The sequence below is a fragment of the Marinomonas sp. THO17 genome (genome assembly GCF_040436405.1).
Taxonomy (GTDB): domain Bacteria; phylum Pseudomonadota; class Gammaproteobacteria; order Pseudomonadales; family Marinomonadaceae; genus Marinomonas.
In genome coordinates this window covers 1,282,468-1,295,728 of the sequence record NZ_AP031575.1, presented here as the reverse complement: position 1 = coordinate 1,295,728, position 13,261 = coordinate 1,282,468, and the positions used below count along the sequence as shown (strand labels likewise).

11 protein-coding genes are annotated in these 13,261 nt (G+C 47.7%); 2 read left to right on the top strand and 9 right to left on the bottom strand.

Annotated features, from left to right (window positions below; genetic code table 11):
- Positions 1 to 56: 56 nt before the first annotated feature.
- The 9 genes from purD to dsbD all read right to left on the bottom strand — a co-directional run bounded on the left by purD (position 57) and on the right by dsbD (position 11,133).
- Entirely contained in the window at positions 57 to 1,343 is a 1,287-nt protein-coding gene (gene purD, locus ABXS85_RS06145) for a phosphoribosylamine--glycine ligase (protein WP_353669159.1), read from the bottom strand.
- Between the two features lie 75 nt (positions 1,344 to 1,418).
- Positions 1,419 to 2,996, bottom strand: a complete 1,578-nt coding sequence (gene purH / locus ABXS85_RS06140) for a bifunctional phosphoribosylaminoimidazolecarboxamide formyltransferase/IMP cyclohydrolase (protein ID WP_353669759.1) — start codon at positions 2,994 to 2,996, stop codon at positions 1,419 to 1,421.
- Between the two features lie 83 nt (positions 2,997 to 3,079).
- Positions 3,080 to 3,358, bottom strand: coding sequence for a DNA-binding transcriptional regulator Fis (gene fis / locus ABXS85_RS06135; protein ID WP_353669158.1), 279 nt, complete (start codon positions 3,356 to 3,358; stop codon positions 3,080 to 3,082).
- Between the two features lie 103 nt (positions 3,359 to 3,461).
- A complete protein-coding gene (gene dusB / locus ABXS85_RS06130; protein ID WP_353669758.1) occupies positions 3,462 to 4,433 on the bottom strand; it encodes a tRNA dihydrouridine synthase DusB in 972 nt (323 codons plus the stop codon).
- A 184-nt stretch (positions 4,434 to 4,617) separates the two neighbouring features.
- Positions 4,618 to 5,994, bottom strand: a complete 1,377-nt coding sequence (locus ABXS85_RS06125) for a DUF3426 domain-containing protein (RefSeq protein ID WP_353669157.1) — start codon at positions 5,992 to 5,994, stop codon at positions 4,618 to 4,620.
- 67 nt (positions 5,995 to 6,061) lie between these two features.
- Positions 6,062 to 6,952, bottom strand: a complete 891-nt coding sequence (gene prmA / locus ABXS85_RS06120) for a 50S ribosomal protein L11 methyltransferase (RefSeq protein ID WP_353669156.1) — start codon at positions 6,950 to 6,952, stop codon at positions 6,062 to 6,064.
- A 118-nt stretch (positions 6,953 to 7,070) separates the two neighbouring features.
- Positions 7,071 to 8,411 (bottom strand): acetyl-CoA carboxylase biotin carboxylase subunit, encoded by a 1,341-nt coding sequence (gene accC, locus ABXS85_RS06115; RefSeq protein WP_353669155.1) that lies wholly within the window; start codon positions 8,409 to 8,411, stop codon positions 7,071 to 7,073.
- 20 nt (positions 8,412 to 8,431) lie between these two features.
- Positions 8,432 to 8,881: an acetyl-CoA carboxylase biotin carboxyl carrier protein gene (gene accB, locus ABXS85_RS06110; RefSeq protein WP_353669154.1), complete on the bottom strand. Its 450-nt coding sequence runs from the start codon at positions 8,879 to 8,881 to the stop codon at positions 8,432 to 8,434.
- 263 nt (positions 8,882 to 9,144) lie between these two features.
- Positions 9,145 to 11,133, bottom strand: a complete 1,989-nt coding sequence (dsbD, locus tag ABXS85_RS06105; RefSeq protein WP_353669153.1) for a protein-disulfide reductase DsbD — start codon at positions 11,131 to 11,133, stop codon at positions 9,145 to 9,147.
- A gap of 70 nt (positions 11,134 to 11,203) precedes the next feature.
- Between dsbD and ABXS85_RS06100 the strand changes: the two genes are divergently transcribed.
- On the top strand, positions 11,204 to 12,160 hold the full coding sequence (locus tag ABXS85_RS06100; protein ID WP_353669152.1) for a hypothetical protein: 957 nt from the start codon (positions 11,204 to 11,206) through the stop codon (positions 12,158 to 12,160).
- A 13-nt stretch (positions 12,161 to 12,173) separates the two neighbouring features.
- Positions 12,174 to 13,235 (top strand): DUF2333 family protein, encoded by a 1,062-nt coding sequence (locus tag ABXS85_RS06095; RefSeq protein ID WP_353669151.1) that lies wholly within the window; start codon positions 12,174 to 12,176, stop codon positions 13,233 to 13,235.
- The last annotated feature ends 26 nt before the right edge of the window (positions 13,236 to 13,261 follow it).

Genomic DNA, 13,261 nt, shown 5'->3' with positions numbered 1-13,261 from the left:
AGGCTTCCGAGGAAGCCTTTTTTCTACTCATTAGATAGTCATAGACTTTCTCAGTCTCAATTTTTCTCACGAGCAATGGCGCGGTGACCAATGTCGGTGCGGAAATACACCTTATCCCATGACAGAGTGTTAACAACTTGGTAAGCCCCCGCTTGTGCTTGGGCGACCGTATCGCCTAAGGAGACGGCGCACAATACCCGACCACCATTGGTCACCACCTGACCATCCTTGTTGGCTGTGCCCGCTTGGAAGACCTTTTGGTGCGCTGGTAACACTGTGTCCAATCCAGCAATCACATCGCCCTTATTGTAGTCTGCAGGGTAGCCGCCAGCAGCCAGTACCACACCTAAGCTGGCACGCGGGTCCCAATCTGCTTTCACACTATCAAGCTCACCTTGGATCGCGGCCAGACACATTTGAGCCAAATCTGAACGCAAACGCATCATGATAGGTTGGGTTTCAGGATCACCAAAGCGGCAGTTGTATTCCAAAACTTTCGGTGTGCCATCTGGAGCAACCATGACGCCAGCGTACAAGAAGCCACGGTAACGATTGCCTTCGGCATTCATGCCTTGCACGGTTGGCATAATGACTTCATTCATGATGCGATTGTGAATTTCTGGGGTCACCACAGGGGCGGGAGAATAAGCACCCATGCCGCCAGTGTTGGGGCCTTTATCACCATTATCGCGGGCTTTATGGTCTTGGCTGGTGGCCATGGGTAATACAGTTTCCCCATCGACCATGCAAATAAAGCTGGCTTCTTCGCCCACCAAAAACTCTTCAATGACCACACGGCTACCGGCATCACCAAAAGCATTACCTTGTAGCATGTCTTCTACGGCAGCAATGGCTTCGTCTTCGGTTTGCGCCAAGATCACCCCTTTGCCCGCCGCTAAACCATCGGCTTTCACCACGATAGGTGCGCCTTGTTCTTTAATGTAAGCCACCGCTGGGGCGATTTCAGTAAAGTTGCCGTAGGCCGCTGTCGGTATGTTATGACGCGCTAAGAAATCTTTGGTAAAGGCTTTCGAGCCTTCCAGTTGGGCCGCTCCTTGAGTTGGGCCAAAGATAGCTAAGCCCGCTTCTTCAAAGGCATCTACCACGCCAATCACCAATGGCGCTTCTGGACCCACAATGGTCAGATCGATCTTTTCTTGTTGAGCGAAAGCCACAAGCTCAGCGATATCTGTGACGCCGATATTAACATTCTCAACCTTGTGCTCGCTTGCTGTGCCAGCGTTACCCGGTGCCACAAACACTTTTTCGACTTGGGCAGACTCAGCGGTTTTCCATGCCAAAGCATGCTCACGACCACCGTTACCAATAATAAGAACTTTCATTGTCTCATCCTTTTTATCAAACAGCGCTCCTACCTATAAGCAGCGCTGTGATCATTTAACTTAGCGGGTCATTTTTTAGTGGCGGAAGTGGCGCATGCCGGTGAATACCATAGCCATACCTGCTTCATCAGCAGCGGCAATGACTTCTTCGTCACGCATTGATCCACCCGGTTGGATGACGGCTGTGATGCCCGCTTGCGCCGCTGCATCAATACCATCGCGGAATGGGAAGAAGGCGTCTGATGCCATCACCGAGCCTGCTACTTGAAGCTTCTCATCCGCCGCTTTGATACCGGCGATTTTGGCACTGTAAACACGGCTCATTTGACCTGCGCCCACGCCGATGGTTTGACCGGATTTGGCGTACACAATGGCATTGGATTTAACGAACTTGGCGACTTTCCAAGCGAACAATAGGTCTTTTAACTCTTCAGGTGAAGGTTGTCGTTTAGAGACGACTTTAAGATCGTCCAAAGTAATGGCGCCGTCATCACGATCTTGTACCAATAAACCACCGTTAACACGCTTGTAATCGAGTGCCGCAGGCTTGTCTATTGACCATTCACCACACTCTAGTAAGCGTACGTTTTGTTTTGCTGCCACAATGTCAGCGGCCGCTTGACTAACACTTGGGGCAATAATGACTTCAACAAACTGACGGTCAATGATGGCTTGCGCGGTTTGCGCATCCAACGCTTGGTTGAAGGCTATGATGCCGCCAAATGCCGAAGTCGGGTCAGTTTGGAAAGCTAAGTCGTACGCTTCCAGCTGGCTTGCGGCCGTCGCCACACCACAAGGGTTGGCGTGTTTTACTATCACACAAGCGGGCTCTTGGAAGCTTTTCACGCATTCCAGCGCCGCATCTGTATCAGCAATGTTGTTGTATGAAAGCGCTTTGCCTTGCAGCTGCTTAGCTGTGCTGATAGAGGCTTCTTGTGGATTGGCTTCCACATAGAAAGCGGCTTTTTGGTGAGGGTTCTCACCGTAGCGCATTTCTTCTTGCTTGTTAAACTGTAAATTAAAGGTACGCGCAAAGTCATCGCTACCGCCAGCCACTTTTTTGCCAAGGTAATTGGCAATGGCGCCGTCATAATGAGACGTATGCTCGAAGGCTTGAACGGCAAGATCAAAACGTTGTTCGTAGGTTAGACCGCCATCGACTTGCAAAGCGGCTAAGATGTCTGCATAGCGGTTAGGGGAGACCACAATGGCTACGTCTTTATGGTTTTTGGCGGCGGAGCGAACCATGGTCGGGCCACCGATGTCGATGTTTTCAATGGCCATGGGGAGATCGCAATCTGGGCGCGCAATGGTCGCTTCGAATGGGTAAAGGTTGACCACCACCATATCAATGGCATGGATACCGTGCTCTTTCATGATGTCGCCATCTATGTCGCGACGACCCAAAATACCGCCATGTACTTTTGGGTGTAGGGTCTTAACACGACCGTCCATCATTTCTGGAAAGCCTGTGTAATCTGATACTTCAATCGCAGGGACTTGATTTTCTAGCAATAAACGATAGGTACCGCCAGTGGAGAGAATTTCAACGCCTTGAGCGGCCAATTCACGAGCGAATTCGACAATGCCTGTTTTGTCGGAAACGCTGATTAACGCGCGCTTGATTGGAGTCACAGTGTTTTGATTTGCCATCATGGTTCTCGCAATGTAGTTAACATTAAATGAATAAGGGGAAAAACAAAAAAAAGGGCGAACTTCGCCCTTTTTTAAAATGTTTACAGCATGCCGTACTGCTTTAATTTTTTGCGTAGAGTTCCTCGATTAAGGCCAAGGAGGGTGGATGCTTTGGTTTGGTTGTCCTTGGTGTAGCTCATCACTGACTCAAGCAGAGGCGCCTCAACCTCAGCAAGTACCAATTGGTACAAGTCAGTCACTGGTTGCCCATCAAGATGAGCGAAATAGTTTTGTAGTGCTTTCTCAACATTGTCACGAAGGGTTTGTGACTGATCTGAAGAAGCGGCTTGAAACGTATGAGTTTGAGTTTGTTCTACCACGGAATGACCTTCTCTTTTTTTAAAGCTAACCATTTAATAATGGCATTCGTCATCGAACCTAAATGTGTTCAGTGACGAATGCATTAAGTACCAATTTGTTGGTCTAGTGACCAACAAAGAATGCTTCCAATTTATCCAGTTGTTCTTGCGTATTATCAATACGGTTGAACACACTGCGAAACTGCGTGTTATCTGCCAATGTTTGCAAATACCAGCCAACATGTTTACGAGCAATGCGCAGACCAAGATAGTCTCCATAAAACTCGTGTAGGTTACCTACATGCTGAATAACCAATGCGCTTACCTCTTCAAGAGAGGGTGGATCCAACAATTCATTAGTGTGTAAATAGTGATTAATCTCACGAAAAATCCACGGCTTGCCCTGTGCTGCACGTCCAACCATGATGCCATCCGCTTGCGTATAATCCTTAACGAATTTCGCGGTTTGCGCGTCCTTAATATCGCCATTGGCGAATACTGGAATGCTAATGGCTTGCTTGACTCGCGCTATGGTGTCGTACTCGGCGGTGCCTTGAAACTTGCATTCGCGTGTACGGCCATGAATAGCCAAGGCTTTAATGCCAATGTCTTCTGCCATTTTAGCAATGGTAAGGGCATTTTTTTGCTCTTCACTCCAGCCGGTGCGTATTTTCAGTGTTACCGGTACGGACACACTATTTACAACGGTTTCCAGTATGTCACGAACCAGCGACTCGTCTTTCAACAGGGCAGAACCTGCGGCCTTGTTGCACACTTTTTTTGCTGGACAGCCCATGTTGATATCGATGATTTGCGCACCGAGTTTTACGTTTTGCTGAGCCGCTTCGGCCATCATTTGCGGATCGCCACCGGCAATTTGTACTGACCTAGGTGACACTTCAGCATCGTGCACTAGGCGATGACGACTTTTATTGGATTGCCAAAGTCGAACATCGGATGTGACCATCTCTGAGACCACTAGACCTGCGCCTTGGTCATGACAGAGGCGACGAAAAGGCAAATCGGTTACCCCTGCCATAGGGGCAAGAATAACGGGCTTTTCAACGCAATATGGGCCAATAGCAAATGCCATGATGTTCCTGAATACTGGATTGAATGTTAAAGATCTTCGACTGTGTCGAGCGGGCGAGAATAATACCTAGGCAATTTCTATTTTTGAAGTCTTGACAGATGAAAAATTGACTATTTTTTGTGCTTTTTTTGCATCTGTCAGGAATGCTATACAGAAATGGTGTTTTTTCTTTTAAAAATGGCGGTTATTAGTAGGAGCGAGTGTCCGCCGGAAAGGCTTTTAGTTCATGCGTCACCGCCCTTGCACCCGGATCCTGAATGGGAATCACCAAATGAATTGGCGTATTAGGCGGCATGAAAGTAATGTCTAAAAAGTCTTTGTGTAGATAGGCACTGGGTGCAAACAAACGTGCGGCAACGGGTTTGCCGTTAAGATCAAAGAATTCCAAGGCGATTTTGGGCATGGGCTGTGAAAAAGCACTGTTATTGGTGATGATGGCATTGACCATTAAGGCATTGGGAATGCTTGGGTGGCTTTGAATACGTACGTGTTGAATGGAGATGGCGCTGACGTCTTCAAATCTGGGTAAAGTACAGCCTGTATAAGAACACAGCATGCGATAAAAACCGCGAAAATGTGATGAACGACTGCCTTCATCAAAGAAATGGTTGGCTGCTTGTCCTGTTAATATGGCCAGCCCCAAGACAATGGCAATGAACCATAGCCAAGGATGAGAGCGTTTCTCATGAGCCTTGGCTTTGGCTTCTTCCAGTAGTGGTGCCAAACTTTGCTGAGCGGAGAGTTGCTCTAAGAAACTGTGTTGCTGAGCCCCAGCGGGTGGACGTGTTTGCTCTGAGGCTGTTTGTGCCAGTGAGTGTAGAGCCATCATGTAGTCTGGCTCGGCGGCACTTTCTGCGTCTCTTTCTGCATTTATAGAGCTCGCTTTCGCCGCTTTTGCCATATTACTGGAGGCGTTTGCCATCTTGTTAGAAACTTGGGATGCCGTATTGGTGTGTTTGGCTGACGTTGCTGGCGATTTATTCGCAGCTTGAGCACGACTCGGTGCGGCTTTTTCAGCAGCAGCGGGAGTCGGCTTTTCTGCGCTTTTTGGTCGCGCTTGCAAGGCGGCTTCCACTTCGGCCAGTTCCACTTCCCAAGGGGCCAACTCGAATGTTGTTTCCTTGTTGTTGGCGGCGGTTTTTGCTGTTTCTGTGTTAACTGTTTCAGTCTTGGCTTGGTGAATTCTTTGTTGGTAGCGATTCTGCTGAGCGTTTTGTTTTTGCTGTGCGCCATGATCAGTGGCAGGTTGCAAATCTTCATCGATAAATAAGGTGCTGAGCCAATCCGGATTCACGGCATCATCCGCAGGAGCCAGTCGGTTGTCTACCTCGCTAGATGAGGATGTTGCAGTCTTTGTCGTAGCCTTTTTAGCGGCTACTGACGCCCCTTGCTGAGGCGCTTTATTCGCTTCGTCGACACTTGCTTTCACACTGGCTTGCTTGGCATCAAAAATATGGAAACACTGACCGCAGCGAACCTTCCCTTTGGCCATGCTCAATACTTCATCACTGACACGAAATGCAGTGGAACATTTTGGGCAACGTGTGGTTAAGCTATTGGCCATGGGCAAATGTATTCCTTCAGTCAAAGCAATGTATTTAAAGCAATGTATTTAATAAACGATTCAATCATCAGGCTTGTTTGGTGCCAACAATGCGAACCCATTCATCGCACTCGGTGACGTTTTCTATGCTAAACCAATCTTGGTAAGCATAGATGACTTCTTGCGCTTGGTTCGCCAAAATACCTGATAAAGCCAACTGCCCACCCGGCTTTACCAGAGCGGCAATGGTGGGGGCTAACTGAGCCAATGGGCCTGCTAATATATTCGCCACCACTATGTCGGCTTGCAAGTCTGTTTCATAAGGTGGCAATTTCACTTCCAAACGGCTTGGGTCAATCTGGTTGCGAGAAGCATTTTCTTGTGTTGCTTCAACCGCTTGCGGGTCGATGTCAATGCCCACCATCTTGTTCGCGCCAAGTAATAAGGCGGCAATGCCTAAGATACCGGAACCACAGCCATAATCTATAATGGTTTTGTCTTGGCAATCAATGCTGTCGAGCCATTTTAAGCACAAGGCCGTGGTTGGGTGAGTACCGGTTCCAAAGGCTAAGCCTGGATCCAGCATCAAATTGACAGCACTGGGATCCGGAACATCACGCCAGCTTGGGCAAACCCACAAACGCTCACCAAATTGAATGGGATGGTAATTGTCCATCCATTCTCTTTCCCAGTCCTTGTCTTCCAGAATTTCGATTTTTAGATCAATGTCTTCTTCGCCTATGGCGAGTGCTTTGTGCTCTACCACAGGACGAATTTCATCGACTTTGGCTTCCGCTTCAAACAAACCTGTCACTTTAGTATTTTTCCACATTGGCGTGGTGTTAAGTTCAGGTTCGTAGATAGGATCATCATGAATGTCTTCAAAGGTAACCACCATAGCGCCACATTCTAGTAGGGTGTCTTCAAAAGCAGAAACGTGGTCGGGCGTCGTGTGAATTCGTATTTGCAACCAAGGCATAAAATGATGTCCAACAATGAATTTACAGGAATAGAATAACGAAGCTTGTTGCGAGAGGCGAGCGGAAAATGACAGAGTCTGACGAATCTTTTACCCGTCAGACTCTGAGCGTCGATCTTTAAAGACCGAGCTTTTTCTCCAAATAGTGGATGTTTACGCCACCTTCGATGAAGTTAGCGTCATTGGCTAGCTCTTTTTGCAGCGCAATGTTGGTCTTAATGCCATCAATGAAGGTTTCATCTAACGCACCAGAAAGACGTTTCAGTGCTGCAGTACGATCCGCTGCATGACAAATGACTTTGGCAATCATGGAGTCATAAGTTGGTGGTACTGAGTAGCCACTGTAAAGGTGAGAATCCACTCGAACGCCCATACCACCTGGCGCGTGGAAGTATTCCACTTTACCCGGGCTTGGCATGAAGGTTTTCGGATCTTCCGCATTGATACGAGATTCAACCGCGTGACCGTTCAGCTTGATGTCTTCTTGTTTTAAAGACAGTGGTAAGCCACTGGCAATACGCAATTGCTCTTTCACAATGTCCACCCCGGTAACCATTTCTGTTACTGGGTGCTCTACCTGAACACGAGTGTTCATTTCGATGAAGTAGAAACGACCATCTTCGTAGAGGAATTCGAAGGTTCCTGCACCGCGGTAATTGATCTTGATGCAGGCGTCGACACAAGCTTGCAAACAGGCTTGGCGAGAGGTTTCATCAAGCATAGGCGCTGGCGCTTCTTCCAATACTTTCTGGTGACGACGTTGCAAAGAACAGTCACGATCGTAAAGGTGAATGGCATTGCCTTGACCATCGGCCAACACTTGCACTTCAACGTGACGAGGGTTGGTGAGGAATTTCTCCATGTAAACCGTACTGTCACCGAAATAAGAGCCGGCTTCAGACTGGGTAACACTGATGGATTTCAATAGACTGGCTTCGTTGTGAACCACACGCATACCACGACCACCGCCACCGGCGGCTGCTTTGACGATAACCGGATAACCGATTTCGCTGGCAATGCGTAGACACTCATCTGGATCCGCAGGCACAGGACCATTAGACCCCGGCACGGTTGGAACGCCGGCTTCTTTCATGGCCTTAATGGCAGAAACCTTGTCACCCATGAGGCGAATGGTTTCCGCTTTCGGACCGATAAAAGTGAACCCAGAATTTTCCACTTGCTCTGCGAAATCCGCATTTTCTGCAAGGAAACCGTAGCCTGGGTGAATGGCTGACGAGTCTGTCAATTCCGCAGCACTGATAATAGCTGGGATTTTCAAGTAACTTTCAGTAGATGGGTTTGGGCCAATACAGATAGATTCGTCTGCAAGGCGAACGTGTAATAAGTCACGGTCAATTTTCGAATGAACCGCAACGGTTTTGATACCGAGTTCTTTACACGCACGTAAAATACGTAGCGCAATTTCACCTCGGTTAGCAATCAATACCTTATCAAGCATGATGAAACCTATTTGTTGGGTTATACGATAGTAACGAGAGGCTGATCAAATTCAACAGGCTCGCCGTCTTCGACTAGGATGGCACCAATTGTGCCAGCTTTGTCCGCTTCGATTTGGTTCATCATCTTCATGGCTTCAACGATACAAATAGTATCGCCAACATTAACTTTTTGGCCCACTTCTACAAATGGCTTAGCACCCGGTGCTGAGGACTTGTAGTAAGTTCCGACCATTGGTGATTTCACTGCATGACCAGTGATGGCAGGTGCTTCAGGAGCACTTGCTTCAGCGGCTGCAGCAACAGGTGCGGCAATCGGTGCTGGTGCAGCGATTGGAGCAGCAACTGAAGTAACAACCTGTGAACCACCACGACTAATACGAACGGCTTCCTCGCCTTCCTTGATCTCTATTTCGTATACATTTGACTCTTCTAAAAGTTCAATTAGTTTTTTAATTTTACGAATATCCATGTTTACTCTCTTCTGTCTGTATTAGTGTTTCAGTGTATTGCACACTGAGGGTTGTAAATTGTAGTTAACGTAAAAACGCTTTAGACAAAACTAGAATGACAAAAAACAGAAATGTTAAAGCTTGTAACTGAAGCGGATTATCAATAAAAAGCGGGATATTGTCCAGTTCTTCGGGGAAAAATCACAAAAAAGACAAAGTTGTTTAAAAAATAACCTAAGGTAAACTTGCCTTTTTTAGGGGCGTTTTGCAGTGAAAAAAGCCGTTATTCTTCACCTAGTGCGGCCAAAGCGGCTAAACGTTCGATAAGTTCTTGTCGACTGGGTTCACCTATTAAAGCCAATTCAGGTAAAGAAGCTCCTTGATTGTCCAAAAAGATCAATGATGGTGGTCCATAAAGTTGGAATTTTTGCATGAGGGCTTGGTTGTCTTTTGTGTTGTCTGTGACATCCACTCTAATCAAACGTAACTGAGCAAGAGGCTGTTGTGCTGCATTGGACGCCAAAATGCCTTCTACGGTACGACAACTGATGCACCAATCTGCATACAGGTCCAATACCATGGGGCGTGGGTCCGCGTCCTTAACGAGTTGATCCAGTTCAGCCAAACTGCCAATCTGTGCATCAAATAGACTGTCGTGGGACGCTGATAAAATCCTGTCTGAATTGTCTTGAATAATTGCATGGGAAGTAAAGCCACTAAAAGGCTGCAAAGGTGAGGTCGCGCCACTTAATCCGCCGACCAATTGTATGCTGCCCAATAGGAAAAACACCATTGCCAATAACCAACGTATCGGGTGGGATGCCACTTTTAAGCCTCTGTGTATAAAGTAACCACTCATCGCAAGGGCGAACAAGGCCCACAAGAAGAGTTCGCCCCCGTTTGGCAGCCAAGCCCGTGATAACCAAATCGCCACCGCCAGCAAACCAAATCCCATGATGACCTTAACTTCGTCTAGCCATGCACCGCGCTTAGGTAAAATACTGGCACCAAAGACCCCAACCAAGAGTAAAGGCGTGCCCATACCCAGCGCCATGATAAACAAAACCAGTGCCCCATAGGCTGCATCACCTTGACTGCTGATAAACAAAAGCGCCCCCGCAAGCGGTGCGGAGACACAAGGTGAGACAATTAACGTGGCTAAAATACCTGCCATAAAGGCCGTCAAACCAGCGCGCTTGGAAGCGAGTGAGAAAAGCGGTGATTCTTGTAAGCTGTTCTGCCAACGAGTAGGAAGACTCAGTTCATAGACACCAAACATGGCCAAGGCCAACAACACAAACAACAAAATGCTGGCACCAATCAGCATGGGGTTTTGCAACTGAGCTTGTAAATTAAAGCTCAACCCTAGTAAGCCCACTAAAGCGCCTATTGCTGCATAAGTGAGAGCCATGCCTAATACATAAGCACTGCTTAAATACAGACCGCGCAAACTGGCGGTTAACCTTTTCTCTGTTGCTGGTTGAGTGGGTTTGCCCAACACAATAGCACTGACGATTGGCACCATAGGAAGTACGCAAGGCGTGAAAGAAAGCAGTAAGCCCAAGCCAAACATTAACCACAGACTGCTAAACCAAGCCTCTTGTTGCAAAGCATGAATGACCTGTTGGGCACTGGATGGTGTGACTTTGGTTTTAGTTGCTGTTGCTGTTTCTGGTGTCGGTTTTGTTGACGCTTGTGTTGAAGAGAATGGTGTCGGTTTTGTTGACGCTTGTGTTGAAGAGAATGGTGTCGGTTTTTTATCAGCGGCCTGGTGATTGGCGTCAGGCACAGTAAATTGAATGGGCATACTTTGGGGTGGATAGCACAAACCTTTATCGGCACAGCCTTGAAAATGCAAATTGGCTTGAACCTTAGTCCCCGCGGGCAGCTGAATATCATAATAAATGGGCAAACGCAACTGCTGACGATAAATGGTCACCTTGCCATAGTATTCATCCTCATGAGCGTCACCTTGAGGAAAGGGGGCAAAGTATAAATGATTCGCTTGAGGGCCAGAAAAGCTGAAACGCTGCTGATACAAATAATAACCGTCGGCAATCTCCCAGGTGGCGTTAAAGCGCCCCTCTTGTGGTGCGCTGACGGATAGCTGAAAAGCTTGCTCGGCGGGTAAAAATTGTGCTTGCTCAAATGGACTAGTGGGGGCAAACGTAAAGGCAAACGCAGACAGATGAAACAGTAAAGCATAAAAAGCAAGGATCAGACGCATAAATACATTCAATAAATAGAGAAAGCCAAATAGTGATAAAGTCATCGTTTATCACCTCGAGTGAAGAGGGTAGACTATCAATCCAATCGAAAGTTGCCAATTGTAAGGGGCGAAATTGAGTATAAAGCAAATATCTTTACTGTTTGCTGCGTTTTTTTTAACAGCGTGTCAGCAAACGGCGGTGCAACCAAATGGCAGCACGAGCCCTTTGGATGAAGACTCGGCCCTCGTTGCTGACCCCCAAGAACAGGCTGAGATAATGAACTTTGATGGCAACCTTGAGCTGGCTTCCAGTGCCGAAGTCGACGCCCAAGAAATAGCCGTCATCACGCCTGTCGAGACGCTTTCGCCAGCAGAGCAGACTACACCTGTACAGCAGCCGCTCACACCAGCGCAGCAGCCGCTCACACCAGCACAGCAGCTAACGCGGTCGCTTATTGAAAAAGGTCGCAAGGCCTACTTGGCGGATCGTCTGTTAACCCCTGAAGATGACAATGCCAATCTGTATTTCCAAGCGGCACTAGGACGAGATCCGGGTAACTTCGATGCCATTCAGGGCATCGCACAAATCGTCGAAACTTACACAGATTGGGCATGGCAAAAAGCCTTGCAAGGTCAGTATGTCAGTGCGCAGAAGTTCTTGGAAAGCGCTTCTTCGGTGAATCCGCAAGACCCCTTGATTGACGAATTCGCTTCTCGCATCGCCGATTTACGCTTCAATCGTAGCCAACCCAAAGAGCACAAAAAGCCAACTCGAAGTGCTTCTGGACAGCCAACTCAAGATCAGATCAGTGACCATTTGGCAGCAGAAGAAAGCGCTAATATAGAGCAAACTCCCGGCGTGTTTGTCCTACCAAAAGATTTATTTACATTGAGTGAAGACGAAATACTTGCCAAAATACAGCCTATTATAGAGGTAGTAACGGCAACTCATAGTAGGTTAGATATTAATTGGCCCAACGACAAACAGGCCAGATTGATCTACCAAATTATTAACAGTCGAACGGACTTTCGTGTGCGTGCCATGATCTATCACAGGGCACGATACAATGTAGAGTTACAACAGGAATAAGGTGGTAAAAAAGATGTCTTGGTTAAAAGCGAAATGGCAGGCTTTGCAAGCGCGCTTGAACTTCGCCGCTATCGGTTCTGGTATCGGTAAAGTGGTTGCTATCGTCCTATTGGTATTGGCAATTTTACTGAGTTTTCTGGGCATGTACTGGAGCAATGAGCCGGAACAATTTGACGTAGTGGCCAGTGCCAAAGACATGGCCGCAGAACGTGGATACCTAAATAACAGCAAAAAACTGGTGGTGGGTTACACCACGGGTAGCACCTTGCACACCTTAGTCGACACCTTATTGGAAAAACCGGGCGGTTTTATTAGTAACGATCTAATGCCACCGGGTGTCTTCATGGACAACATGCCAGCGTGGGAATTTGGTGTCTTGGTGCAAGCAAGGGATTTAGCCCGTGCTTTTCGAAAAGAATTTAGCCGTTCGCAATCGCAATCCACCGAAGACGTGAACCTAAAAATCGCCGAACCGCAATTCAACTTTGATACGCGTAGCTGGGCCTTGCCTTCCAGTGAAAGCGAATACCGTCGTGGTAATCAAGAACTGCAAGAATACCTTGATCGCTTAGCCGGGCAGGGCAACAACAAAGCCAACTTCTATGCTCGTGCGGACAATTTATCCGATTGGCTATCCGATGTGAGCACCCGTTTAGGCAGCTTGTCACAACGCTTGTCTGCCAGTGTGGCCAATGTGAGAGAAAATACCGACCTCGCGGGCGACACCAGTGCGCGTCAAAGTAACGACTCAGGCGCTTACCAATACGTCAAAACCCCTTGGTCAAAAGTGGATGATGTATTCTACGAAGCACGCGGTGCGAGCTGGGCCTTGATTCACATCTTACGCGCCATCGAAGTGGACTTTGTGTTTACCCTACAAGACAAAAATGCCTTGGTGAGCTTGCGTCAGATCATTCGCGAACTGGAAGCCACGCAAACCAGCATTTGGTCGCCATTCATCCTTAATGGCAGCGGCTTTGGTGTGTTGGCAAACCACTCTTTGGTCATGGCGTCATACATTTCTCGCGCCAATACCGCCATCATCGACCTGCGCCGTTTGCTTGAACAAGGCTAACTGTCGATAGCATAAGGAAGGGCAGA

Coding starts and splice junctions, on each gene's coding strand:
- purD (WP_353669159.1), bottom strand. CDS start 1,343: ATGAAAGTTCTTATTATTGGTAACGGTGGTCGTGAGCATGCTTTGGCA.
- purH (WP_353669759.1), bottom strand. CDS start 2,996: ATGGCAAATCAAAACACTGTGACTCCAATCAAGCGCGCGTTAATCAGC.
- ABXS85_RS06125 (WP_353669157.1), bottom strand. CDS start 5,994: ATGGCCAATAGCTTAACCACACGTTGCCCAAAATGTTCCACTGCATTT.
- prmA (WP_353669156.1), bottom strand. CDS start 6,952: ATGCCTTGGTTGCAAATACGAATTCACACGACGCCCGACCACGTTTCT.
- accC (WP_353669155.1), bottom strand. CDS start 8,411: ATGCTTGATAAGGTATTGATTGCTAACCGAGGTGAAATTGCGCTACGT.
- accB (WP_353669154.1), bottom strand. CDS start 8,881: ATGGATATTCGTAAAATTAAAAAACTAATTGAACTTTTAGAAGAGTCA.
- dsbD (WP_353669153.1), bottom strand. CDS start 11,133: ATGACTTTATCACTATTTGGCTTTCTCTATTTATTGAATGTATTTATG.
- ABXS85_RS06095 (WP_353669151.1), top strand. CDS start 12,174: ATGTCTTGGTTAAAAGCGAAATGGCAGGCTTTGCAAGCGCGCTTGAAC.